General features: G+C 74.4%; 21 protein-coding genes. 14 read left to right on the top strand and 7 right to left on the bottom strand.

Annotation, left to right across the window (positions count from 1 at the left end; all coding sequences use genetic code 11):
- Positions 1–11: 11 nt before the first annotated feature.
- Entirely contained in the window at positions 12–1,055 is a 1,044-nt protein-coding gene (locus OG455_RS24695) for a glycosyltransferase family 2 protein (RefSeq protein ID WP_266300940.1), read from the top strand.
- Positions 1,056–1,081: 26 nt separating this feature from the next.
- Positions 1,082–1,681, top strand: coding sequence for an acyltransferase (locus tag OG455_RS24700; protein WP_266297168.1), 600 nt, complete (start codon positions 1,082–1,084; stop codon positions 1,679–1,681).
- A gap of 37 nt (positions 1,682–1,718) precedes the next feature.
- On the opposite strand, the gene OG455_RS24705 is transcribed toward OG455_RS24700, so the two are convergent.
- Positions 1,719–2,495, bottom strand: a complete 777-nt coding sequence (locus tag OG455_RS24705) for a TIGR03089 family protein (protein ID WP_266297170.1) — start codon at positions 2,493–2,495, stop codon at positions 1,719–1,721.
- 161 nt (positions 2,496–2,656) lie between these two features.
- Here OG455_RS24705 and OG455_RS24710 point away from each other — a divergent pair, with 161 nt between their 5' ends.
- The 3 genes from OG455_RS24710 to OG455_RS24720 all read left to right on the top strand — a co-directional run bounded on the left by OG455_RS24710 (position 2,657) and on the right by OG455_RS24720 (position 5,146).
- On the top strand, positions 2,657–3,913 hold the full coding sequence (locus tag OG455_RS24710; RefSeq protein ID WP_266297172.1) for an N-acetylmuramoyl-L-alanine amidase: 1,257 nt from the start codon (positions 2,657–2,659) through the stop codon (positions 3,911–3,913).
- A gap of 119 nt (positions 3,914–4,032) precedes the next feature.
- Positions 4,033–4,950 carry a DNA-3-methyladenine glycosylase gene (locus tag OG455_RS24715; protein ID WP_266297174.1) on the top strand — a complete coding sequence of 306 codons (918 nt, stop codon included), beginning with the start codon at positions 4,033–4,035 and terminating at the stop codon, positions 4,948–4,950.
- 43 nt (positions 4,951–4,993) lie between these two features.
- Positions 4,994–5,146, top strand: coding sequence for a type II toxin-antitoxin system RelE/ParE family toxin (locus OG455_RS24720; RefSeq protein WP_266297176.1), 153 nt, complete (start codon positions 4,994–4,996; stop codon positions 5,144–5,146).
- 114 nt (positions 5,147–5,260) lie between these two features.
- On the opposite strand, the gene OG455_RS24725 is transcribed toward OG455_RS24720, so the two are convergent.
- From OG455_RS24725 to OG455_RS24745, 5 genes are all read right to left on the bottom strand, one after another.
- Positions 5,261–5,623, bottom strand: a complete 363-nt coding sequence (locus OG455_RS24725) for a hypothetical protein (protein ID WP_266297178.1) — start codon at positions 5,621–5,623, stop codon at positions 5,261–5,263.
- 338 nt (positions 5,624–5,961) lie between these two features.
- The gene (locus OG455_RS24730) at positions 5,962–6,621 is read right to left on the bottom strand and encodes a GNAT family N-acetyltransferase (RefSeq protein ID WP_266297180.1); all 660 of its coding nucleotides are present in this window, start codon (positions 6,619–6,621) and stop codon (positions 5,962–5,964) included.
- A 51-nt stretch (positions 6,622–6,672) separates the two neighbouring features.
- Complete coding sequence (locus OG455_RS24735; RefSeq protein ID WP_266297182.1) at positions 6,673–7,974, bottom strand: coenzyme F420-0:L-glutamate ligase; 1,302 nt, start codon at positions 7,972–7,974, stop codon at positions 6,673–6,675.
- Entirely contained in the window at positions 7,971–8,930 is a 960-nt protein-coding gene (gene cofD / locus OG455_RS24740; RefSeq protein WP_266297183.1) for a 2-phospho-L-lactate transferase, read from the bottom strand. The genes OG455_RS24735 and cofD overlap by 4 nt, the downstream gene beginning before the upstream one ends.
- A 20-nt stretch (positions 8,931–8,950) precedes the next feature.
- On the bottom strand, positions 8,951–9,610 hold the full coding sequence (locus OG455_RS24745) for a cysteine dioxygenase family protein (protein WP_266297185.1): 660 nt from the start codon (positions 9,608–9,610) through the stop codon (positions 8,951–8,953).
- A gap of 759 nt (positions 9,611–10,369) precedes the next feature.
- On the opposite strand from OG455_RS24745, the gene OG455_RS24750 reads away from it, so the two are divergent.
- The 3 genes from OG455_RS24750 (at position 10,370) to OG455_RS24760 (ending at position 16,538) form a co-directional block, all read left to right on the top strand.
- Positions 10,370–10,639 (top strand): WhiB family transcriptional regulator, encoded by a 270-nt coding sequence (locus tag OG455_RS24750; protein WP_035848588.1) that lies wholly within the window; start codon positions 10,370–10,372, stop codon positions 10,637–10,639.
- Between the two features lie 284 nt (positions 10,640–10,923).
- Complete coding sequence (locus OG455_RS24755; RefSeq protein WP_266297189.1) at positions 10,924–14,922, top strand: glycosyltransferase; 3,999 nt, start codon at positions 10,924–10,926, stop codon at positions 14,920–14,922.
- Positions 14,919–16,538, top strand: a complete 1,620-nt coding sequence (locus OG455_RS24760; protein ID WP_266297191.1) for a DUF5719 family protein — start codon at positions 14,919–14,921, stop codon at positions 16,536–16,538. The genes OG455_RS24755 and OG455_RS24760 overlap by 4 nt, the downstream gene beginning before the upstream one ends.
- 27 nt (positions 16,539–16,565) lie before the next feature.
- Here the strand turns inward: OG455_RS24760 and OG455_RS24765 are convergent, their stop codons facing one another.
- The gene (locus OG455_RS24765) at positions 16,566–17,036 is read right to left on the bottom strand and encodes a metallopeptidase family protein (RefSeq protein WP_266297193.1); all 471 of its coding nucleotides are present in this window, start codon (positions 17,034–17,036) and stop codon (positions 16,566–16,568) included.
- Between the two features lie 139 nt (positions 17,037–17,175).
- On the opposite strand from OG455_RS24765, the gene OG455_RS24770 reads away from it, so the two are divergent.
- From OG455_RS24770 to ahcY, 6 genes are all read left to right on the top strand, one after another.
- Positions 17,176–17,547: a DUF3499 domain-containing protein gene (locus OG455_RS24770; RefSeq protein ID WP_266297195.1), complete on the top strand. Its 372-nt coding sequence runs from the start codon at positions 17,176–17,178 to the stop codon at positions 17,545–17,547.
- A 189-nt stretch (positions 17,548–17,736) separates the two neighbouring features.
- Positions 17,737–19,128: a phosphomannomutase/phosphoglucomutase gene (locus OG455_RS24775; RefSeq protein ID WP_266297197.1), complete on the top strand. Its 1,392-nt coding sequence runs from the start codon at positions 17,737–17,739 to the stop codon at positions 19,126–19,128.
- 109 nt (positions 19,129–19,237) lie between these two features.
- On the top strand, positions 19,238–19,420 hold the full coding sequence (locus OG455_RS24780) for a Trm112 family protein (protein WP_266297199.1): 183 nt from the start codon (positions 19,238–19,240) through the stop codon (positions 19,418–19,420).
- A gap of 40 nt (positions 19,421–19,460) precedes the next feature.
- Entirely contained in the window at positions 19,461–20,699 is a 1,239-nt protein-coding gene (locus OG455_RS24785) for an SIS domain-containing protein (protein WP_266297201.1), read from the top strand.
- A gap of 76 nt (positions 20,700–20,775) precedes the next feature.
- Positions 20,776–21,981, top strand: a complete 1,206-nt coding sequence (gene manA, locus OG455_RS24790) for a mannose-6-phosphate isomerase, class I (protein ID WP_266297203.1) — start codon at positions 20,776–20,778, stop codon at positions 21,979–21,981.
- Between the two features lie 263 nt (positions 21,982–22,244).
- On the top strand, positions 22,245–23,693 hold the full coding sequence (gene ahcY / locus OG455_RS24795) for an adenosylhomocysteinase (protein ID WP_266297205.1): 1,449 nt from the start codon (positions 22,245–22,247) through the stop codon (positions 23,691–23,693).
- The last annotated feature ends 4 nt before the right edge of the window (positions 23,694–23,697 follow it).

Here is a 23,697-nt window from a genome sequence, read left to right on the forward strand (position 1 = left end):
TGATGAACACCATGGCTGCTGAGGAGCTGCCGGCGGTCTCCGTGATCATGCCGGTGCTCAACGAGGAACGACACCTTCGCACCGCCGTGCGGCGCATCCTGGAGCAGGAGTACTCCGGGGCCATGGAGGTGGTGATCGCCCTTGGTCCTTCCACCGACCGGACCGACGCGATCGCCGCCGAGCTGGTCGCCGAGGACCCCCGGGTGCGGACCGTGCCGAACCCCAGTGGCCGCACCCCCGCCGGGCTGAACGCCGCGATCCGTGCCTCCGTTCACCCGATCGTGGTCCGGGTCGACGGCCACGGCCTGCTCACGCCCGGTTACATCGCCACCGCGGTGCGGCTGCTCGGCGAGATGGAGGCGGCCAACGTCGGCGGCATCATGCACGCCGAGGGCGAGACCGAGTGGGAGAAGGCGGTCGCCGTCGCGATGACCGCCAAGATCGGCGTGGGCAACGCCGCGTTCCACACCGGCGGCCTGGCCGGCCCCGCGGAGACCGTCTACCTCGGGGTCTTCCGCCGCGAGGTGCTGGAGCGGCTCGGCGGTTACAACGAGGAGTTCGTCCGCGCCCAGGACTGGGAGCTGAACTACCGCATCCGCCAGGACGGCGGCCTGATCTGGTTCACCCCGCAGCTTCGGGTCACCTACCGCCCGCGCCCCAGCGTGCGCGCGCTGGCCAAGCAGTACAAGGACTACGGTCGCTGGCGCCGGGTGGTGACCCGCTACCACCGCGGTTCGGTCAACCTGCGCTACCTGGCCCCGCCGACCGCGGTGCTCGCGGTGCTGCTCGGCCTGGTGCTGGGCGCCGCGGTGCACCCGGCCTTCCTCGTGGTGCCGGGCGGCTACGCGGTCGGGATCCTCGGCGGCTCGCTGCTCGAAGGGCGCGGCCTGTCCGCGCGGGCCCGGCTGCAGTTGCCGCTGGCGCTGGCCACCATGCACTTCAGCTGGGGGTTCGGCTTCCTCACCTCGCCGCGCCGACTGGCGGCCAGGGTGATCGCCAGCACCACGCCCAGCGGGGCGGTCGGTACCTCGCCGGTCCCGGAACGTACCGGCTGAGCGCGATTGCCGCTACCGTCAGTGGTATGACGGAGGCGGTGCGTATCGAGGCCAGCGCGGATGTCGATCCGCGGGCGCGGATCGGCGCGGGGAGCGCGGTGTGGCACCTCGCCCAGATCCGCGAGGACGCCGTGATCGGCGCCGAGTGCGTGATCGGGCGCGGTGCGTACCTCGGTCCCGGGGTGCGGCTCGGCGACCGCGTCAACGTGCAGAACCACGCCCTGCTCTACGAGCCGGCCGTGGTCGAGGACGGTGTCTTCATCGGGCCGGCCGCGGTGCTGACCAACGACCTCTACCCCCGTTCCGTCGCGGTCGACGGCCGGCTCAAGGGCGTGGACGACTGGCTGGCCCGGGGGGTGACCCTGCGTCAGGGCTGCTCGATCGGCGCCCGCGCGGTGCTGGTCGCCGGGGTCACCGTCGGGCGCTGGGCGCTGGTGGCCGCCGGTGCGGTGGTGCACCGGGACGTGCCGGACTTCGCGCTGGTCGCCGGGGTCCCGGCGCGCCGCACCGCGTGGGTCGGGCGGGCCGGGGAGCCGTTGCGCCGGCTCGGGGTGGACCGCTGGCGCTGCCCGCGCACCGGCGAGGCCTACGCGGAGGCCAACGGCCTGCTGGGGCTCATCTCCTGACGGGTCGCCACCGCTGCCGCCGTCCCGGCCGCGGCGGTCACGGCAGGCGCAGGGTGACCCGCTCGGCCTCGACCCGGGCCGCCCACTGCTCCTCGGTCAGCTGCGCCGAGTTGCGGCAGAGCACCACCGAGGCGCCGGCCGCGAGCGGGGCCAGCAGCCCGGCCTCCAGTCCGGCCCAGCTGTCGAAGGACTCCGTGCTGAGCACCCGCGCGCCGCGCTCCAGGCCCAGCCGCCCCGCGCCTTCGCGGGCCAGCGCCACGGTCTGCTCGCCGGTCAGCTTGAGCGGCAGCCCGTCCACCGAGGTCTCCAGTGCGGGCGCCTGCGGATCCACCGGTGAGTAGGGCGCGAAGCGGTCGCCCTGGCCGGGCACCTCGGCCGCGTAGTCGAGGAACCCGTCGGGCCGCTGCGGGAACCGGCCGCCCAGCGGGCGCAGCGCCAGGGCCACCCGTTCGCCGGAACAGGCCTGCGCGGCCTGAAGGCCGTCCGGGCCGCTGACCACGAGCGCGGCCTCGGCCGGGTCGCCGCCGGGCACCGCCGTGACGCCCACCGACCAGCAGGCCAGCAGCCAGACCGCGGTCTGCCAGTGCGCGGGCAGCAGCAGCGCGGCGCGGTCCTCGGGGCCCGCGTTCAGCTCGTCCTGGAGCAGGTTGGCGGTCTTGGCGACCCAGTTGTCGAAGGTCTTGACGGAGAGTTCGACCCGCTCGCCGGAGAGGTCGTCGTAGAACGTGACCAGGGGACGGGCGGAGTCCTCGCCGAGGGCGGCTCGCAGCAGCTCGGCGGGGGTACGGGCGTCGGCAGCGAAAGGCGCAGTCATGGTGCGTCCCAGCCTAAGGCCTGCTGTGGACCGGAGGGGAGGGGGTCCGGGGTCCGTCGGGGTGTGGCGGCGGAGCGCATCGGAGTGGTTGTCGAATAACCGTCAGATCGCTTCGGCGGAGCGGGTGGCGGGCGCGGACATATACCCGCATCATCCCTTTTATGCGGATCTCCATTGCCTCCCTGCTCGGACTCGGCTGCGCCGCCGCCCTGCTCGCCCCGGCGACCACCGCCACCGCGACACCGGCCGCAGCGCCCGCCTCCCGGGCCAGCACCGTGACGCTCCCGCTCGCCCCGCTCCCGGCCGGCCGCGCGGGCGGTGCGGCGGCCCGCGGACTGAGGGCGCGCGGCACCGCCGGCTACTCGCTGCTCGGGGTCAGCTGGGACGATCCGGCGGCCGCGCTCGACGGCACCGTCGAAGTCCGCACCCACCCCGCCGCAGGCGGCGGCCGGTCGCGGGCCTGGACCGGCTGGCGCGCCCTGACCGCCGACTCCGAGGACCGCCCCGACCTGGACTCCGCCGACCTGCGCGGCCCGCACGCCCGCGGCGCCACCGCGCCGCTCTGGGTCGGGCCCAGCGACGGGGTCGAGGTCCGGGTGACCGGGGGCGGGGCGCTGCCGGACGGACTGCGGGTGGACCTGGTGGACCCGGGCACCGGGGCCGCCGCCGATACTTCACCGGCCGATACTTCACCGGCCGGTACTTCACCGGCCGACGCACCCTCGGCCGACGCACCCACTGGTGAGGCGCTCGCGCCCGGTGCGCCGGCAGCGCAGGAGGCCGCGCCGCGCCTGCTGCCCATGGCACCCCACCAGGCCCCGCGGCCCGGCATCGTGACCCGCGCCGGGTGGGGCGCCGACGAGAGCCTGCGCGCGCCGGGATTCGTCTACACCGGTGACGTCAAGGTGGTCTTCGTCCACCACACCGACACCGGCAACGAGTACAGCTGCTCGGACAGTCCCAAGGTGATCCGTTCGATCTACCAGTACCACGTGCGCACCAACGGCTGGCGCGACATCGGCTACAACTTCCTGGTCGACCGCTGCGGCACGATCTACGAGGGCCGGGCCGGCGGCGTCTCCCGCGCGGTGCTGGGGGCCCACACGCTGGGCTTCAACACCGACTCCTCCGGTGTCGCGGCGCTCGGCAGCTACGACTCCGCCGCGCCCCCGCAGGCCCAGGTGGACGGGATCGCCAAGATCGCCGCCTGGAAGCTCGGCTTGACCGGGCGCGACGCCGGCGGCAGCGCCACCCTCACCTCCGCCAGCGACGGCAGCCGTTACGCCGAGGGCACGGCGCACACCTTCGAGGCGATCTCCGGCCACCGCGACGCCTTCAACACCGACTGCCCGGGTGACACCCTGTACGACCGCCTCGGTGACATCCGCAGCTGGGCCGTCCACCTGCAGGGCCGCTGAGCCCTGCCGCCGCCGCGGGCCCGGCGCCGCCCCCCAACCGGGGCCGGCGCACCGGGCCCGCTGCCGTGCGCCCGCGCCCGGCGCGCCGGGCTGTCACCGCGGCGCGCCAGACTGGACCCGTGAACGACGCCCCGTTCGAGCGGCACTGGCTCCCCGGCGACCCGCTCGACCTGCTCCGCACCCTGGCGCCGCTGCGCCGCGGCCCCGGTGATCCGGCCTGCCGGATCACCGGTGACGGCGCGATCTGGCGGGCCTCGCGCACCCCGGCCGGGCCCGGCACGCTACGGGTCCTGGAGCGCTCCGGCGCGATCGAGGCGCGGGCCTGGGGGCCGGGCGCGCCCTGGCTGCTGGAGCGGCTGCCGGTGCTGCTCGGCGCGGCCGACAACCCGGCGGAGCTGGCGCCGCTGCCGCCCGGACCGCTGCGCGAGGCGCGGCGCGCCCACCCGGGGCTGCGGCTCTGCCGGACCGGTCTGGTGCTGGAGTCGCTGGTGCCGGCGGTCCTGGAGCAGAAGGTCACCTCCGACGAGGCCTACCGCGCCTGGCGGCTGCTGCTGCGCGACTTCGGCACCCCGGCGCCCGGCCCGGCCGAGGGCATGCGGGTGCCGCCGTCCGCCCGGGAGTGGGCGCTGATCCCGTCCTGGCATTGGCACCGCGTGGGGGTGGACCCCAAGCGCTCGGCCACCATCCAGCGCGCGGTCCGCCTCGCGCCCCGGCTGGAGCAGGCGGCCGGCATGGCGCACACCGAGGCGTTCGCCCGCCTCACCGCCGTGCCCGGGATCGGCGAGTGGACGGCCGCCGAGACGCTCCAGCGCAGCAACGGCGACCCGGACGCGGTCTCGGTCGGCGACTTCCACCTGCCGAACATCGTCGGCTGGGCGCTGGCCGGTCGCCCCCGCTCCGACGACGGCGAACTCCTCGCCCTGCTCGCCCCTTACGCCCCGCACCGCCACCGCGTCTGCCGCCTGATCGCCCTCACCGGCCTGCGCCCACCGCGCTACGGCCCCCGCCTGGCGCCGAGCGACCACCGGCTGCGATGACCTGCGGACTTGGGGGGCGGACCCCTGTGCGGAGGGGGTCGATGTGAAGAGGCTCAGTGGGCATCAGGGCCTCTACCGCCTGCGGGTCGGCGACCACCGGGTGGTCTACGAGGTGCACGGTGAGGTCCTGGTCGTCCTGGTCGTCCTGGTGGTCCAGGCCGGTCACCGTCACCGGGACGCCGCGGTGACCCGGTAGAAGGCGCTGTGCCGACTTGACGGGGAAGACCACCGCGCGCTGATCCGGTGCCCGACGTGCGGACTCCCGGGGACCGGATCCTCGGCCCCCGGGAGTCCGCCCTCGCCCGTCGGGTCAGCGAGAGAGGCCGACGGCGCCCAGGATCTGGTGCGAGTGGCCGTCCAGCAGCTCCAGGTTGCAGTAGCCCTTGGAGCCCACCGCGAAGGTGTACGACTTGTCGTCGCCGGGGAACGCGTAGAAAGAGCCGCCGTCCCCGTACGTGATGCCGCACTGCAGGTTGAAGTCCAGGTACTGGGTGGTACCGCCATTGGTGAACTCGGCCCCGTAGCCCCGCGGGTCGGTCGAGATGCAGAGCCAGCCGCCGGCCGCGCCGGTGCACTGCGAGGCCGCCTGCGCCGAGGAGGCGAAGGCCACCGCGCCGGTGGCGAGAAGGGCTGACGACGCACCGATGGCCATGGCCCGCTTCAGGAAACTCATTGATCCCCCACACTTCTGGACGGTCCGTCACGGACCGGCGACAGGTCGGCCGGGCGGACCCGCCCTGGCCGGAACGGGACGCTAACAGTTTGCGTTCGAACGGCAGCCGGATTTCGGGCACCGTGGTCGATTACCGGCCGGTTCCCCGGTCGACCGGGACGTCGTGGCCGATGACGAACCGCAACCGACCGACCGGGCCGCCCGAACGCACCAGAGGGCTCATCAGTCACGCTGCGACCTCCGGTCCCGGAGCGACCTGACGCAGTGTCACGGTCCAGGCCCGTGCGGCCTGCCCGCGACGGCCGGGCGAATGGCCGGAACGGGCCGTACTCCCGGGCTCAGGCCCCGCTCGCCGCGGGCAGGCCGAACAGGTCCAGGCAGGGGGCCAGGCCGGTCACCGTCACCGGGACGCCGCGGTGCGCCTGCCAGCGCTCGCGCGACAGCCGCAGCCGCTCGCTGGTCAGGCGCTCGCCGCGGACCAGGTAGCGCTCCAGGCCGTCCGGCTCGTAGCCGAGCTTCGCGGAGACGGCCCGTGAGGCGGTGCTGCTCTCGAACGCGGACGAGACGGCCTCCTCCGCGCCCAGGCCGGCGAACGCCAGGTGCAGTACGGCGGCCCGCATCTCGGTGCCCACGCCCTGCCCCTGGTGGCGGGCGCCGAGCCAGGAGCCGCTGTTCACCTCGCGCACGGTCGCGAAGTCGCGGGCCGCGAGGGTCTGCAGGCCCAGCACCTCACCGTCCCGGAAGACCGCCAGGTTCAGCTGCCAGTTGTCGGGGGCCCAGCTGCCGCGCCGCAGCCAGTGGTGCTGGACCACGGACCGGGCGCGCTCGGCCGGAGGCCGGTCGGTCCACGGCACCGTGAAGGGCATCCGGTCGGGTTCGTGGATGGGCTCGACGACCAGCTCGGCCAGCGAGCCCAGCTCCTCGTCGGTGGGCAGCCGCAGCTCCAGGCGGGGAGTGGTCAGGCGCAGGCCCAGCAGCGGCCAGTGATCGATCAGCATGCGTCATTCTCGGACCGCGCCGTCCACCGGGTCACCCGGTTTTCGCGTGGCTCAGCGCACCGCGATGAACGGCTCCACCGCGCGCGCCGCCCGGTCCGGCGCCGCCGCGGCCGGCCGGCCCACCGCCACCGCGCCCATCGGGTCCCAGTGCGCCGGCAGTGCCAGGGTCTCGCGCACCACGTCCCGGCAGAACATGGTGGAGGAGACCCAGGCCGTCCCGTACCCCTCGCCCGCGAGCGTGACCAGCAGGTTCTGCACCGCCGCACCGATCGCCACGGTGAACATCTCCCGTTCGGCCGCCGCGCGCCGGGCATCGGGATACGCGTGCGAGCCCTCCGCCACCAGGCAGGGCACCACCAGGTAGGGCGCCTTGCGCAGCACGTCCCCCCGGGCGGTGCGGCGGGCGATCTTCGCCTCGTCCCAGCCGTCCAGCTCCCGCAGGTCGGTCCGCCAGGCCGCCAGCATCGCGTCCAGCAGCGCCGTCCGTGCCCGCTCCGACTCCAGCAGCACGAACCGCCACGGCGTCGTGTGGTGCGGGGCGGGCGCGGTCACCGCCGCCGCCACCGCGCGGCGGACCGCCTCGGGGTGCACCGGCTCGTCGCTGAACTCCCGCACCGTGCGCCGCTGGGTGACGGCCTCCCGCACCGCCTCCGAGGTGCCGAGCCGGAACATGTCGTCCTCGATCGGCCGGATCAGCGGGCGGATGCCCTCGCCGTCCGCCGCGGTGACCAGGGCGCCCAGGCCGCGCACCACCGCGACCGGGGTGCCGGTGGCCTTGCCCTTGACCAGGTCCCCGGCGGCCGCGAGCTCGTCGGCGACGGCGGTCACGGTCAGGCCCAGCGTGTTGCCGTGGCTGTCCACCCGCCCCCGGTGGTCCTCCAGCACCGCCAGGCCGGCCGCGCCGATCGCCACGTCGGTGAGCCCGTTGCGCCAGGGGCGGCCGAAGGTGTCGGTGAGCAGGACGGCCACCTGGCGGCCGGTCAGTTCGTGGATCCGGGCGCGGATCTCGCGCGCCGAGCCGTCCGGGTCGGCCGGCAGCAGCAGCACCGTCCCGGGGGCGGTGTTGGAGGCGTCGACGCCCGCCGCCGCCATCACCAGGCCCTGGCGGTTCTGCACGATCCGGGTGCGCCCGCGCCGGGCCACCACCCGCACCGCCTCGGCGTCGATCGCGGCCTCGCGGTCGTCGGCCCGGACCAGCCGCCCCTCCGCCTTGCTGACGACCTTCGAGGTGACCAGCACGATGTCACCGGGCCGCAGCTCGACAGCCTTGGCGATCAACGCGCCGAGATCGGCGCCCTGCTCGATCTCGGGCAGACCGGTGACGGGGAGGACCTGGAGCGCCGTGGGGCTCACCGGCGCACCTGCTCGGCCAGCTCCAGCGCCGCCCGGGCCATCGCCGCGGTCGCCGCGGGGTCGCTCATCAGCAGCGGGACGGCGCGGCAGGTGATCCCGGCCGCCGCCACCAGCGGCACCGCCGCGGCGTCGGCCTCGTCCACCAGCCAGCCGTCGAGCAGCTCGGCGCCGTAGTGCGCCGCCACCGCCTCGGCCGAGGCGGCCACCCCGACCGCCGCCAGCACCTTGTCCGCCATCCCGCGCACCGGCGCGCCGCCGATGATCGGCGAGAGTCCGACCACCGGCGCGGCCGCGTCGGCCACCGCCTGCCGGATGCCGGGCACCGCCAGGATGGTGCCGATGCTCACCACCGGGTTGGACGGCGGGAAGAGGATCACGTCGGCCGCGCTGATCGCCTCCAGCACCCCGGGCGCCGGCTTCGCGGTCTCCGCGCCGACCGGGATGATCGCCTCGGCGGTCACGGCGGCGTGCAGTCGGACCCAGTACTCCTGGAAGTGGACCGCCCTGGTGCCCTGCTCGTCGGTGATCCGGACGTGGGTCTCCACCCGGTCGTCGCTCATCGGCAGCAGCCGCACCCCGGGCTGCCAGCGGTGGCAGAGCGCCTCGGTGACGGCGCTCAGCGGGAAGCCGGCGCCGAGCATCTGGGTGCGCACGATGTGGGTGGCGAAGTCCTTGTCGCCCAGCCCGAACCAGGACGGGCCGACGCCGTAGGCGGCCAGCTCCTCCTTGACCGCGAAGCTCTCCTCGGCCCGGCCCCAGCCCTGTTCCTCGTGGATCCCGCCGCCGAGGGTGTACATCACGGTGTCCAGGTCGGGGCAGACCTTGAGCCCGAAGAGGTGGATGTCGTCCCCGGTGTTGCCGATGACGGTGATCTCGTCCCCGGGCGCCACCACGTCCTTGAGGCCGCGCAGGAAGCGCGCCCCGCCGATCCCGCCCGCCAGTGCCACGATACGCATGCGCCCATCCTGCCAAACGCTCAGGGCAGTTCGGGCGCCAACTCCGGCACGGCCGCGTCGTACTGGTTCATCTCGGTCAGCCCGGGGGAGTAGAGGTGGATGCTGACGGCCGGCTCCAGGGTCGCGTTGACCACCTCGTGCAGGTAGCCGGCGGAGAAGACACGGTGCCCCCCGGGGCGCAGCGTGCGGACGCCCTCGCCGCCGGGTGCGCCCGCGGCGGCCGGCTGGGCGAGGTTGAACGAGCGCTCCACCAGCTCGCCCTGGACGACCGTCAGCACGCCGGAGGAGTCGCCGTGGTCGTGCAGTCCGCTGCTCTGCCCGGGCAGCCAGCTGAGCAGCCAGACCTCGTAGCCGGGGCCGGTCTCCAGCCGGGCGTACCAGCGGGTCAGCGCGTCGTAGCGCACCAGCGGGGCCCAGCGGTCGCGGTCGGCGGCGATCTCGCGGACCAGTTGGGCGTAGCCGGCCACGGTGGTGGGGTGGCCCGGCAGGTCGGTGCGGGCCAGATGGGGGAAGGCCAGCGGGTCGCCGGCGATGCTCACGTCGCTGAGCCCGTCGGCCCAGCCCGCGGCCGGCGGTGCGGGCGGCCGCGGGGCCTGGGTGGCCGGCGCGGCGGCGGCCGCCCGGCGGGCGAGCTTGTTGCGGTCGCGGTTGCGCTTGCGGGGACGGAGTCGGGTGCGCATCGGCGGAGTCCTCGGCGGCTGGTCGGTAAGGAGGGGATCAGCCGGATCCGCGGAGCAGGGTGCCAGGTACGCGGGCGGCCTCGGTGGTCCTGGTGCGGCGCGCCGAGGCTGGTGAACCGTTCACAGCGGAACGGTGGGGAGAGCCGACGCGCCTATCGACAACAGGAGCAGCGAGGGCAACACAGAGCGCTCGCGGCACGCTGGAGCGCGATGTGGCGGCTCCGCGGGGCGATGGGCTCTGACATGCGTTACAGGAGACAGGTTCGCCGGGCTTCGTGTCAAGTCGCCCGTACGGCCATCAGAGGGGCATTCGGGGCGAACCACTTGATCGGGTGATAAGTCCCACTCGTGGTTTTGATCCGCAGATAGCCGGGAAGGCAGGCGGTTGACCGGGTTGCTCCCGCGGCTGTCGGCGCCGGGCCCGCTGCCGGATCCGCTCCCCGCCTCCGGTGCCACGGGAGACGCCGTCGGCAACCGGATCGGTTCGGCGCACGTCCCCGTTGGCGGGGGATGTGCGGTGCTCGGGCAGGGTGCCGCGGCCGTCAGCTGCGCAAAGTCCATTCTGTCCGAATATGTACACTATTTGTAGCGCCTTGGTTCCGGGGAGTGAATTCACGACCCAATACCAGAGCTCGGCTTGACTGAGCCAGAGTGACGCACATGTAATTTCAGTCGTGTCGTTCGGCCGAACCGGGGCAGATGTCGGTGGCCGCGGCACATACGCACGGGGACGCCAAGAGGGGCAGAGGAGGCGCGCCAATGAGCGAGCTCTTTGAGCTGTTGATCGGTGAGGACATCGAGGAGGAAGAGGAGCTCGGCTGGCAGGAGCGCGCGCTGTGCGCCCAGACCGATCCTGAGTCCTTCTTCCCGGAGAAGGGTGGATCCACCCGCGAGGCCAAGAAGGTCTGCCTGGCCTGCGAGGTGCGGTCCGAATGCCTGGAGTACGCCCTCGCCAACGACGAGCGATTCGGAATCTGGGGAGGCCTGTCCGAACGCGAACGCCGGCGGCTCAAGAAGAGCGCGGTCTGACGTGCGATAGCGGTGCCGAACAGCTGTCCGATTACCTGGACGGTCGGCCCGCTTTACCCTTCGCAGAATCTGCGCAGTATCCACCGCGGTTGTGCAAGCGCCTCGCCGGGACGGCGGGGCGCTTTTGCATTTCCCCACGCTCCTCGGGCCGCCCGCCGCCACCGCGCCGCCCCTGACCGGGCCGGTGCCCTCGCAGCCCGCGACCGGGTGGGCGGCACGCTCAGCCGAAGCCGTTAGTGTGGTGCGCCACCTGCCGTCCACCGGAACCGGGGCCCGCGCACTCGATGACTGCCTACAGCCAGCAGCACGGCTACCCAGACCAGCCGCCCGCCGGCCACCAGCCGCCCGCGGGGTCCAGCCGCGGCTGGCCGGGGAGCGCCCGCCCGCCCGCGTACCCGCGCCACCTGGTGACCGCCGTCGTCGTCAGCCACGACGGCGCCCGCTGGCTGCCCCAGGCGCTGGCCGGCCTGCTCGGCCAGGACCGCCAGGTGCAGCGCATCCTCGCGGTGGACACCGGCAGCACCGACACCTCCCCGCAACTGCTGAGCGAGACCCTGGGCGACTGGCTGCCCGAGTCGGGCCCCACCGTGCTGGGCCGCCGGGCCGGCTTCGGCACCGCGGTGGCCGAGGCCGTCGCGAGCTGCGCGCCGCTGCGTCCCGAAGACCTCCCGTACAGCCTGGACCCCTCCGGCTACGACCCGGTCACCGGCGGCTGGGACGACTTCGGCGACCCGCTCTCCTCCGAGGACGACCTCGACTCCGGCGGCCCGCGCGAGACCCAGCCGGTCGAGTGGCTCTGGCTGCTGCACGACGACTGCGAGCCGCAGACCGACGCGCTGCGCCGGCTGCTCCAGGTCGCCGACACCACCCCGTCCGCCGCCGTGATCGGCCCCAAGCTGCGCAGCTGGTACGACCAGCGGCAGCTGCTGGAGGTCGGCGTCACCATCGCCCGCTCCGGCCGCCGCTGGACCGGCCTGGACCGGCGCGAACAGGACCAGGGCCAGCACGATCAGGTCCGCCCGGTGCTCGCGGTCTCCACCGCCGGCATGCTGGTGCGCCGCGACGTCTTCGAGCAGCTCGGCGGCTTCGACAAGGCGCTGCCGCTGATGCGCGACGACACCGACTTCTGCTGGCGGGTCAATGCCGCCGGCCACCGGGTCGTGGTGGCCCCGGACGCGGTGCTGCGGCACGCGGAGGCCGCCAGTCGCGAACGCCGCGCGATCGACTGCGGCGCCGCCCACCCGCACCGGGTCGACAAGGCCGGCGCCGTCTACACGCTGCTCGCCAACTCCCGGCGCCTGGTCTTCCCCTATGTCCTGCTCCGCCTGGTGCTCGGCACCCTGCTGCGGGTGCTGGCCAACCTGGTCGGCAAGGACCCCCGCCAGGCGCTGGACGAGGTGGCGGGCCTGGGCCACGAACTCGTCCGGCTGCCCCGGCTGCTGCTCGCCCGCAAGCGCCGGGCCGCCACCCGCTCGCTGGACGCGCTGGACGAGCGCGGCCTCTTCCCACCGCCCGGCGCCACCGCGCGCCTGGCCATCGAGGGCGCGATCAGCTCGCTCGGCATCGGCGGCGGTGACGACAACACGATCGGCCGGCACGGCTCGGTCGAGGCCACCGGCGGCGACGAGGACAGCGAGGTGCTCGAGGTCGAGCAGTTCGCGCTGATCAAGCGCCTGGCCCGGCGCCCGGCCCCGGTGCTCTTCGCCGGGCTGCTGGTCTTCGCGCTGCTCGCCGCCCGCAACCTGCTCGGCTCCGGCGCGCTGCAGGGCGGCGCGCTGCTGCCCGCCGCCGACGGCGCGTCAGGCCTGTGGCACATGTACGCGAGCGGCTGGCACCCGGTCGGCACCGGCTCCACCGCGACCGCGCCGCCCTACCTCGCCGTCCTGTCGGTGCTCTCCTGGGTGCTCTTCGACCACGCCAACCTGGCGATCACCCTGCTGCTGGTGCTCTCCGTCCCGCTCGCGGCGGTCAGCGCCTACCTCGTCTCCCGACCGCTGCTCGGCTCCAAGCTGGTCCGGGCCTGGGCGGCGGCCACCTACGCGCTGCTGCCCGCCGCCACCGGCGCCATCGCCCAGGGCCGGCTGGGCACCGCCGTGCTCGCCGTGCTGCTGCCGCCGCTGGCCCGCGCCGCGGCCGTCTCGGCCGGCCTCGGCATCCGCACCGAGACCGCCGCCCGCGGCCTGCGCCCGGGCTGGCGGTCCACCTGGATGACCGTCCTGCTGCTCACCCTGTGCACCGCCTTCGTGCCGCTGACCTGGGCGATCGCCGTACCGCTGGCGTTCAGCGCGCTGGTCGCCGCGGTGCTGCGCGGCGGCGCCTACGGCCGCGGGGCGGGCGCGCTGCGGCTGCTGGGGCCCCGCGTCGCGGCGATCCTGGGCCTGCCCGTGCTGATCCTGGCGCCCTGGTTCCCGCAGGTCCTCTCGCACCCCTCGCGGCTGCTGCTGGAGGCCGGTCTGCCCGGCTTCAGCGGGCACCGGGCCGGTCCGCTCGGCCTGCTGCTGGTCAACCCCGGCGGCGCGGGCGTGCCGCCGTTCTGGCTCTCGGCGGGCGTCATACTCGCCGCCCTCGCCGCGCTGCTGCGCGCCGACCGCCGGCGCGCCGTGCTGGTGGCCTGGGCCGCGGCCGGTGCCGGGCTGGTCTTCGCGGTCGCGGTGGCCGGTACCAGCGTCACCCCGGCCGCCGGCGGACTGCCGGTGGCCGCCTGGGCCGGGCCGGCCACCCTGCTGGGCGGCATCGCGCTGCTGGCCGCGGCGGCGATCGGCGCCGACGGCGCCAACGCCCGCGTGGCCGGCATCGCCTTCGGCTGGCGCCAGCCGGTGGCCGCCCTGGTGGTGGCCGCCGCCCTGCTGGCACCGCTGGGCACCGGCCTCTGGTGGGCCGTCAGCGGCGCCGACGGCCCGCTGCACCGCAGCGGCGACGGCCAGGTGCCCGCCTTCATCGCGGAGGAGGCCGGCACCACCGACCGCTCCAACACCCTGGTGCTCACCGGGGACGCGCAGGCGAGCTCGGTGCGCTTCGTCGTGGTCCGTGGCGCCGGCCTGACGCTCGGTCAGGCGGAGGGCACCGTGGACCCCGGCGGCGACACCAAGGCCCCGCTGACCAAGCTGGTCGGCAGCCTGCTGGCCGGCTCCGGTGCCGACCAGGCCGCCGCGCTGGCCGGCTTCGGCGTGGCCTACGTGGTGGTCCAGGGCCCGCTGGCCGGCAAGGTCGAGAACGTGCTGGACACCACCCCCGGCCTGATCGCGCTCAGCCAGGCCAACGGCGCCGCCCTCTGGCAGGTCAACGGCGTCCCGGCGACCCGGGTGGTGATCACCGCGCCGAACACCGCGCCGGTGCCGGTGCCCTCGGGCGCCGAGTCGGTCCAGGCCACCATCCCGGCCGGACCGGCCGGGCGGGTGCTGCACCTGGCCGAGCAGGCCGACCCCGGCTGGCAGGCCACGCTGAACGGCACCGCGCTCAAGCCGGTCACCCTGAACGGCTGGGCGCAGGGCTTCCAGTTGCCGGCCGGCGGCGGCAAGCTCTCCGTCACCCGGACCACCCCGCTGCTGCACACCGGCTGGATCTGGCTGCAACTGCTGCTCGGGGCGACCGTGCTGGTGCTCGCGCTGCCGGGCCGGCGCAGCACCAAGGACGACGACCTGCCCGAGGAGGTGGTGGCCGCCGCCGCGGTCGCCGCCGCCCAGGCCCCGCCCGTCCCCGGCAGCCGCCGGGCGCGCCGGATGGCCGAACGCGGTGAGGGCGAGACCGAGCCGGCCGAGACCGAACTCGGCGTCTACGGCGCCGCCCTCGGGCAGGTCAACGGCGTCCCGGCGCAGCCCGCGGCCGAGCCCGGCCGGCCCGAGCAGCCGGCGGTCCACCCCGACCCGTACGCGCAGCAGCCGTACCAGCAGGGCGGCTACGGCGAGGAGGACTTCCGGCAGGCCGATCCGTACGGCTACGACCCGTACGCGGCCCAGCAGCCCTACCAGCCGGAGTACGCCGCACAGCCCCGGTACGCGGACGAGCAGTCCCTCGCCGACCCGTACGCGCAGCAGCCGTACCAGGGGGAGCAGTACCCCGCCGAGCAGCCGTACGACCCCTACGCCGACCCCAACCACCAGGCCGACCCGTACGCGGCCCAGCAGCCCTACCCGCCGGCCTACGGCTACGGCGGCTACGACCAGCAGGGCTACCAGGGCGGCGAGCCGCAGGCCTGGCTGCCCGGACCCGGCCACCCCTACGACCCGGACGACCCCTCCTCCTACGGCGGCCACCCGCACCACGACGGAGCTGACCCGCGATGAAACTCCCTGTCCCCTCCCCGGGCCGCACCGGTGACGGCGCGCCGGGCGGCAGCCGCACCACGCTGTCGCTGCTGGCCTGCGTCGCGGTGCTCGCCCTGGTCCTCGGCGTCGCCGAGCTGCGCCCGCCGGCCCCTCCCACCACCGCGCCGACCGGGCAGCCGGTGGGCGCGCAGGTCGAGCGGACCGCGCTGGTCTGCCCGCAGCCGATCCAGGGCGTGACCGGCACCACCCAGATCACCGCGCTCACCCCGGGCACCGGCGGGCCGGCCGCCGGCGGCAGCGCGACGGTCGGCGACGTGGCGCCGCCGGCCGCCGCCGCGCCGTCCGGTTCGCCCGCGCCGTCGGGTTCGCCCGCGCCGGCCGCCGCGCCGAGCCAGGCCCCGCCCCAGGGCCAGGGTCAGCCGGGCAACGCCCTGGTCACCCTGGCCAAGCCGGGCGTCCCGGTGAGCGGCCAGGCCGACAACGGCGACCAGGCGGTGGGCACCTCCGCGGTCGCCACCGGCTCCTACGCCCCCGGCTTCACGGTCACCCAGACCACCACCGCGACCGACCCGCACGGCCAGGGCCTGTCCGGCGTCACCTGCGAGCCCTCCGGCACCCATTTCTGGTTCGCCGGGGCCAGTACCGCCGGCGACCGCAAGGACTACGTCAGCCTGACCAACGTGGACACCACCGCGGCCGTGGTCGACCTGCAGCTGTACGGCGACAAGGGCCCGATCGACAGCGACTCCGGCACCGGCCTCACCGTCCCGCCCGGCAGCTCGCTGGCCGTGCTGCTGACCACGGTGATCCCCGACCAGGTCAGCGACCTCGCGGTGCAGGTGACCGTCCGCAGCGGCCGGGTCGGCGCCTTCCTGCACGCGGCCGACGGCTCGGCCGGCGCCGACTGGATCCCCGCCTCGGTCGACCCGGCCCCCAGCGTGGTGCTGCCCGGGCTGCCCTCCGACCTCTCCGCGGCCCGGCTGATCGTGGCGGCTCCCGGCGGTGACGACGACGCCGACCTGAACATCCAGCTCTCCGGCCCCAACGGGTGGTTCACCCCGGCCGGGCACGAGACGATCCACGTCAAGGCGGGCATGGTGAGCGCGGTCGACCTCGGCGGCCAGATCACCCGCCAGCAGGCCTCCGCGCTGCGGCTGACCCCGACCGACAAGACCCACCCGACCCCGGTGGTGGCCGCACTGCGGATCGACCGCTCGGCGGGCGGCAAGAGCGACTCGGCCTGGCTGACCGGCAGTGCCCCGGTGGGGAAGCGGGCCAGCGTGGCCGACACCCGCGGCGGTGGCACGTCCACCCTGCTGATCACCTCGACGGGTGAAGCCGCCACGGTCCGGGTGACGGCCTCGGCGGGCACCGGTGGCGGCACCCCGAGCAGCAAGGACGTGCAGGTCCCGGCGGGTGCCACCGTCTCCATGGGAGCCCCCGAACCCACCGGTGGCAGCGGCTCGTTCGGCATCACGATCGAGACCACCGCCGGTGGACCGGTGACGGCCGCCCGGGTGCTGGCGGTGACCACCGGCAACGTGCCGATGTTCACCATCCAAGCCCTGCAGGACGACCACAGCTACGTCCAGATCCCCCAAGTCGCCCAGGACCCGGGCGTGCTGATCCACTGACGGCCCGCGACGAGGACCGGGCGCCGCTCAGTCCTCGTCGTAGCGCGGGTCGATGGCGTCCGGCGAGAGCCCGAGCAACTCGGCGACCTGCTCGATCAGGATCTCGTGCACCAGGGCCGCCCGGTCCTCGCGCGACTTGGCCCGGATCTCCACCGGGCGGCGGTAGATGACGATCCGGCTCTTGCGGCCCGGCCCGGCGCTCTCCACCTTGCCCAGCGGCACGCCGACCTCGGCCTGGTCGGCCGGCTCGTCGGAAAGCGCCTCGGGCACCTCGTCGACCTCGAACTCGACGTCGATCAACTGCGGCCAGCGGCGCTCCAGCCGCTCCACCGACTCGCGGATGTAGTCCTCGAACAGCTCGGAGCGGCTCAGCGAGATCGGGACCTGCGGCGGTGCCAGCGGTCCGCGCAGGCCGCGGCCGTGCCGGTCGCGGCGCCGAGGTCGCGCGGGCCCGGCGGCGGGCTGGGGAGCGGGCGGTGGCGGTGCGGAGCTGTCCATATCGGTAACGAGCCTAGTCCTTGGAGGCCAGGAAATGGACCACGCGAGCAGCGATCCGAGCGCGCCGGGTCGCGACACGAACCACCTCGCGGGCCCGGGTCTTAGCCAGCCGGGCGCGGGTGCGGTACCGTCCACCCTCGTGAGCCCTGTACGTCGTTGTTCGCGGACCGCGTGCGGCCGACCGGCCGTGGCGACCCTGACGTACGTGTACGCCGACTCCACGGCGGTCCTGGGCCCGCTCGCCACCTACGCCGAACCGCACTGCTACGACCTGTGCGCCGAGCACGCCGAGCGCCTGACCGCCCCGCGCGGCTGGGAGGTGGTCCGCCTCGCCACCGGTGGCGGACCGATGCGCCGCAGCAGCGACGACCTGGAGGCGCTGGCCAACGCCGTGCGCGAGGCCGCCCGTCCGCAGGACCGCGGCCCCCGACCGGTGCGCCGCGCCGAGGGTGACCCGGCCGAGGTCGGCCGCCGCGGCCATCTGAGAGTGCTGCGCTCGCCCGACAGCTGAGTTTCCTTCAGCGCCACCACCACCCGGTACGCTGCTCCCCTGCCCGGGCACGCCGTGCTGTGCCCGGGGCGCGACGTATCGTGACCGTGGGCCGACCGGGCCCGTCTCCAGCAGACAGCCCGTCTTCAACAGACAGCCCGTCTCCAACAGACAGTCCGTTCCAGCAGATATGACAAGGGTGGAGCCGCAGTGCGCGACCTCAAGCAGCTCGTCAAGGCGTACGACGTGCGGGGCGTCGTCCCGGACCAGTGGGACGAGAACCTCTCCCGGGCCTTCGGTGCCGCATTCGTGCAGGTCACCGGCGCGAACGCGATCGTTGTCGGGCACGACATGCGCCCCTCCTCGCCGAGCCTGAGCCGGGCCTTCGCCGAGGGCGCGGCCGGTTACGGTGCGGACGTCACCGAGATCGGCCTCTGCTCCACCGACCAGCTCTACTACGCGAGCGGCAAGCTGGACCTGCCCGGCGCGATGTTCACCGCCAGCCACAACCCGGCGCAGTACAACGGCATCAAGATGTGCCGCAAGGGCGCCGCCCCGGTCGGCGAGGACACCGGCCTGGCCGAGATCCGCGAGCTGGTGCAGAGCTGGATCGCCGCTGACGACACGGTGACCGTCCCGGCCGCGCCCGCCGGTACCGAGCAGGGTGTGCTGACCCAGCAGGACACCCTGCGCGGCTACGCCGACCACCTGCTCGGCCTGGTCGACCTCACCTCGATCCGCCCGCTCAAGGTCGTGGTGGACGCGGGCAACGGCATGGGCGGCCACACCGTGCCGACCGTGCTGGCCGGCCTGCCGCTGGACGTCGTCCCGATGTACTTCGAGCTGGACGGCACCTTCCCGAACCACGAGGCCAACCCGCTCGACCCGAAGAACCTGGTCGACCTGCAGGCCAAGGTCCGGGAGGTCGGCGCCGACATCGGCCTGGCCTTCGACGGCGACGCCGACCGCTGCTTCGTCATCGACGAGCGCGGCGAGCCGGTCTCCCCGTCCGCCATCACCGCGCTGGTCGCGGTGCGCGAGCTGGCCCGCGCCCGGGCGGCCGGCGAGGAGGGCGCGACGATCATCCACAACCTGATCACCTCCTGGTCCGTGCCCGAGGTGGTCGCCGAGCACGGCGGCAAGGCGGTGCGCACCCGGGTCGGCCACTCCTTCATCAAGCAGCGGATGGCCGAGACCGACGCGATCTTCGGCGGCGAGCACTCGGCGCACTACTACTTCCGCGACTTCTGGCGCGCCGACACCGGCATGCTGGCCGCGCTGCACGTGCTCGCCGCGCTGGGCGGCCAGGACGGCACGCTCTCCGCGCTGACCGCCGAGTACGACCGCTACGCCGCCTCCGGTGAGATCAACAGCGAGGTCGCCGACCAGGCGGGCAAGACCGCCGAGGTGCGTGCCGCGTACGCCTCGCAGGAGGGCGTCAGCATCGACGAGCTGGACGGTCTGACCATCGCCGGCGCCGACTGGTGGTTCAACCTGCGCGCCTCCAACACCGAGCCGCTGCTGCGCCTGAACGTCGAGGCCAAGGAGGCCGCGAAGGTGGCCGAGCTGCGCGACGCGGTGCTCGCGATCGTCCGCGGCTGACCAGGTCACCCGGATCACCTTCAGGGGATGCCCCGGCCGGTAGGGTGGACGTACCGGCCGGGGCGCCCGGCGTTCCGCCCGCCCTTCTCGAAACGGAGCAGCACCGACCATGACGCTCGAACCCTTCCTGCTGGAGATCCTGGTCTGCCCGAGCTGCCACGCCGCGCTGCGCGAGAGCGCCGCGGCCGACCAGCCCGAGCTGGCCTGCACCGGCACCGACTGCGGCCTGGCCTACCCGGTCCGCGACGGCATCCCGGTGCTGCTCGTGGACGAGGCACGCCGCCCCGCCTGAGCCCCCGTCACCACCGGAGCTGACCCGGAGGTCCAGCCGCATGCTCGACGACAGCCTGCTCGACGACCCGGCCGCCCTCCAGCGCGCCGACCGGGACCACGCCCTGCTCGCCCTCGCGGGTGCCGGCGCCCGGATCCGTACCGCGCTGCGCCAGGCCCGGGCCGCCGGCCTGGCCGAGCTGCGGCCCGACGGTCGCCCGCGCGGCATCCTGGTGGCCGGCCACGGCAGCGCGCTGACGGCCGGTCAGGCCCTGGCCGCGCTGGCCGGCACCGGCACCCTGGTCCAGCCGCTGCCCCCGGTGGACGCGCTGTCCGCGGCGCTCTTCAGTGACGGTCTGAGCTGGCAGCTGCCCGGCTGGGCCGGCCCGCTCGACCTGGTGGTGCTGGCCTCGGCCGACGGCACCGAGACAGGTCTGATCAGCCTGGCCGAGCAGGCCTACGCGCGCGGCTGCGCGATCGCCGTGATCGCCCCCGAGGGGCGCCCGCTGGCCGAGGCCGCGCTCCAGGTGCGCGGGCTGCCGCTGCCCTACGTCCCGTCGGCCACCGCCGAGGATGAGGCGGAGCAGCCGGCCGGGGCCGCCGAACCCGATCTGCCCTCCGAGGACTTCGGCGCGTTCTGGGCGCACCTGACCCCGCTGCTCGCCCTCGCCGACCGGATCGGCGTGCTGGCCGCCCCGGCCCGGGAGCTGGAGGCCACCGCCGACCTGCTGGACGAGCTCGCGGTGCGGCACCGGCCGGACGCGGCCGCCTACCGCAACCCCGCCAAGGACCTGGCCGCCCAGCTCGCCGGCACCGTGCCGCTGCTGTGGAGCGAGGGTCCGGTGGCGGCGGTGGCCGCCGAGCGGTTCACCGCGATGCTGGCGGACCGCGCCGGCCGGCCGGCCGTCGCCGGACAGCTGCCCGAGGTGCTCAGCGCCCACCGCGGCATGATCACCGGGCGGCTCGGCGCGGGCGCCGACGCCGGGGACTTCTTCCGCGACCGGGTCGACGAGCCCGACCCGCTCGCCGTGCAGGTCCTGCTGCTGCGCCACACCCCGCCGGAGGAGGGCACCGCCGACGGCGGCGCCGAGGGCACCGGCAACCCCGCCGAGCCGCCGTCCGCCCCCGAGCCCGGCCCGGCGACCCCGACGGTGCGCCGCGCCCGCCGGCTGGCCGCCGACCACGAGGTCCGGTTGACCGAGCTGGCCGGTACCCGCACCCTGCCGCTGCACGCGCTGGCCGAGCTGATCGCTCTGACCGACTTCGCCGCCGCCTACCTCGGGTTGGCCGAGCAGCACTGATCCGAACCCCGGCGGGCCGGGGCCGCACCACGCCACACCAGCACATGCCAGTCGAATCAAGGAGCAGGGCCGCCAGATGGATCGCCTCGCCAACACCGTCCGCCCGTATGCCTGGGGTTCGACCACCGCGATCCCGGCCCTGCTCGGCGAGCAGCCCACCGGCGGGCCGCAGGCCGAGCTCTGGCTCGGCGCCCACCCGGGCGACCCTTCCCGGGTGGACCGCGGCGAGGGCCCGCGGCCGCTGGACACGGTGATCGCCGCCGACCCGGTCGGCGAGCTGGGCGCGCAGGCGGTGGCGAAGTTCGGCCCGACGCTGCCCTTCCTGCTCAAGGTGCTGGCCGCCGAGATCCCGCTCTCCCTCCAGGTGCACCCGGACCTGGCCCAGGCCCGGGCCGGCTTCGCCGCCGAGCAGGCCGCCGGCATCCCGGTCGCGGCCGGTCACCGCAACTACAAGGACGCCAACCACAAGCCCGAGCTGTGCTGTGCGCTGGAGGAGTTCGAGGGCTTCTGCGGCTTCCGCGATCCGCTGGCCACGGCCGACCTGATGGAGGAACTGGCCGTCCCCGGCCTGCTCCCGCTGATCGACCTGCTGCGCACCAAGCCCGCCGCGCGGGCGCTGCGCGAGGCCCTCGCCACCCTGCTCTCCCTCGACCCGGTCGTGGTCGCGGCCACCGTGACCGAGGTGACCGGGGCGCTGGACCGGCTGCTGACCGCCGAGCCGCAGTCGCCCTGGGCCCCCGCCTGGGCGGGCTACGCCTACGCCGCCAAGCACTTCCCGGGCGACGCGGGGGTGCTGGCCGCGCTGCTGCTCAACCACTTCCGGCTGCGACCGGGCGAGGCCGTCTACCTGGGGGCGGGCGTACCGCACGCCTACCTCCGGGGCACCTGCGTGGAGATCCTCGCCAACTCCGACAACGTGCTGCGCTGCGGGCTGACGCCCAAGCACGTCGACGTCCCCGAACTGCTCAAGGTCGTCGTCTTCGAGCCGGGCGACCCGGGTGTGCGCGGCCCCGTGGCGATCGGCGACGGCGAGGAGCTGTTCCCCGTCCCGATCGACGAGTTCCGCCTCTCCCGCTTCACCCTGGCACCCGGCCTGCGGTGCGAGGTGGACGGCCGGGCCGTGCAGATCCTGCTCTGCACCGAGGGCTCGGTCACCCTGACCGACGGCGCGGGGCAGGCCCTGGAGCTGACCCGGGGTCAGTCCGCCTACCTGCCGGCCACCGGCACCGCCACCGTGCTCACCGGCGCGGGCGTGCTGTTCCGCGCCACGGTGACCCTGTAGGGGTACCCCGCACTTCCCGTCGGAGCGCGCCGCACCCGGCGTGATCCGGTGGATCCGCCCCCGGTCGCGCCGGCCCTCGGTGTAGATTCGTCACCAGTGCCAAACGTCGCTGCTGATGGCGGTCGATCCGGGTTCGTCCCGGGTCGAGGGAGAGAGGTCCTCCGACGGATTGTGCCGCGCAGCGGAGCGGTGCCCTGAGAGTGCCGCCGCCCCGCCGTTGAGCACACCCGTACGCATAGGCCCACGCAGCGAGGAGTTTCCGCATGTCCGACACCACCACTGGTGACTTCAAGGTCGCCGACCTCTCCCTGGCCCCGTTCGGCCGCAAGGAGATCCAGCTCGCCGAGCACGAGATGCCCGGTCTGATGTCGATCCGCAAGGAGTTCGCCGCCAGCCGGCCGCTGGCCGGCGCGCGGGTCACCGGCTCGCTGCACATGACCGTGCAGACCGCCGTGCTGATCGAGACCCTCACCGCGCTCGGCGCCGAGGTCCGCTGGTGTTCCTGCAACATCTTCTCCACCCAGGACCACGCCGCCGCCGCGATCGCCGTCGGCCCCGAGGGCACCGTCGAGAACCCCGCCGGCGTCCCGGTCTTCGCCTGGAAGGGCGAGACCCTGGAGGAGTACTGGTGGTGCACCGAGCAGGCGCTGACCTGGCCGAACGGCCAGACCCCCAACATGATCCTGGACGACGGCGGTGACGCCACCCTGCTGATCCACAAGGGCGTCGAGTTCGAGAAGGCCGGCGCCGCGCCGGACCCGGCCACCGCCGACAACGACGAGTTCCGGATCATCCTGGAGCTGCTCAACCGCACCCTGACCGAGTCCCCGCGCAAGTGGACCGAGGCCGCCGCCAGCATCAAGGGCGTCACCGAGGAGACCACCACCGGCGTGCACCGCCTGTACGAGATGCACCGGGACGGCCAGCTGCTCTTCCCGGCGATCAACGTCAACGACTCGGTCACCAAGTCGAAGTTCGACAACAAGTACGGCTGCCGCCACTCGCTGATCGACGGCATCAACCGCGCCACCGACGTGCTGATCGGCGGCAAGGTCGCGGTCGTCTGCGGCTACGGCGACGTGGGCAAGGGCTGCGCCGAGTCGCTGCGCGGCCAGGGCGCCCGGGTCATCGTCACCGAGATCGACCCGATCTGCGCGCTGCAGGCGGCGATGGACGGCTACCAGGTCACCACCCTGGACGAGGTCATCTCGACCGGTGACATCTTCATCACCACCACGGGCAACAAGGACATCATCCTCGCCTCGGACATGGTGAAGATGAAGCACCAGGCCATCGTCGGCAACATCGGCCACTTCGACAACGAGCTCGACATGGCCGGCCTGGCCAAGCTCCCGGGCATCGTGAAGACCGAGGTCAAGCCGCAGGTCCACGAGTGGCGCTTCGAGGACGGCCACACCATCATCGTGCTCTCCGAGGGCCGCCTGCTGAACCTGGGCAACGCGACCGGCCACCCGTCCTTCGTGATGTCCAACTCCTTCGCGAACCAGACCATCGCGCAGATCGAGCTGTTCACCAAGACCGAGCAGTACCCGATCGGCGTCTACGTGCTCCCCAAGCACCTGGACGAGAAGGTCGCCCGTCTCCACCTGGACGCGCTGGGCGTCAAGCTCACCGTCCTGACCAAGGACCAGGCCGACTACATCGGCGTCCCGGTCGAGGGCCCGTACAAGGCTGAGCAGTACCGCTACTGATACG

This window comes from Kitasatospora sp. NBC_01287, assembly GCF_026340565.1.
Taxonomy (GTDB): Bacteria; Actinomycetota; Actinomycetes; order Streptomycetales; family Streptomycetaceae; genus Kitasatospora.

Coding starts and splice junctions, on each gene's coding strand:
- OG455_RS24750 (WP_035848588.1), top strand. CDS start 10,370: ATGAGCGAGCTCTTTGAGCTGTTGATCGGTGAGGACATCGAGGAGGAA.
- OG455_RS24745 (WP_266297185.1), bottom strand. CDS start 9,610: ATGCGCACCCGACTCCGTCCCCGCAAGCGCAACCGCGACCGCAACAAG.
- OG455_RS24730 (WP_266297180.1), bottom strand. CDS start 6,621: ATGCTGATCGATCACTGGCCGCTGCTGGGCCTGCGCCTGACCACTCCC.
- OG455_RS24700 (WP_266297168.1), top strand. CDS start 1,082: ATGACGGAGGCGGTGCGTATCGAGGCCAGCGCGGATGTCGATCCGCGG.
- OG455_RS24710 (WP_266297172.1), top strand. CDS start 2,657: ATGCGGATCTCCATTGCCTCCCTGCTCGGACTCGGCTGCGCCGCCGCC.
- OG455_RS24760 (WP_266297191.1), top strand. CDS start 14,919: ATGAAACTCCCTGTCCCCTCCCCGGGCCGCACCGGTGACGGCGCGCCG.
- OG455_RS24755 (WP_266297189.1), top strand. CDS start 10,924: ATGACTGCCTACAGCCAGCAGCACGGCTACCCAGACCAGCCGCCCGCC.
- OG455_RS24695 (WP_266300940.1), top strand. CDS start 12: ATGGCTGCTGAGGAGCTGCCGGCGGTCTCCGTGATCATGCCGGTGCTC.
- OG455_RS24765 (WP_266297193.1), bottom strand. CDS start 17,036: ATGGACAGCTCCGCACCGCCACCGCCCGCTCCCCAGCCCGCCGCCGGG.
- cofD (WP_266297183.1), bottom strand. CDS start 8,930: ATGCGTATCGTGGCACTGGCGGGCGGGATCGGCGGGGCGCGCTTCCTG.
- OG455_RS24705 (WP_266297170.1), bottom strand. CDS start 2,495: ATGACTGCGCCTTTCGCTGCCGACGCCCGTACCCCCGCCGAGCTGCTG.
- OG455_RS24785 (WP_266297201.1), top strand. CDS start 19,461: ATGCTCGACGACAGCCTGCTCGACGACCCGGCCGCCCTCCAGCGCGCC.
- OG455_RS24725 (WP_266297178.1), bottom strand. CDS start 5,623: ATGAGTTTCCTGAAGCGGGCCATGGCCATCGGTGCGTCGTCAGCCCTT.
- ahcY (WP_266297205.1), top strand. CDS start 22,245: ATGTCCGACACCACCACTGGTGACTTCAAGGTCGCCGACCTCTCCCTG.
- manA (WP_266297203.1), top strand. CDS start 20,776: ATGGATCGCCTCGCCAACACCGTCCGCCCGTATGCCTGGGGTTCGACC.
- OG455_RS24780 (WP_266297199.1), top strand. CDS start 19,238: ATGACGCTCGAACCCTTCCTGCTGGAGATCCTGGTCTGCCCGAGCTGC.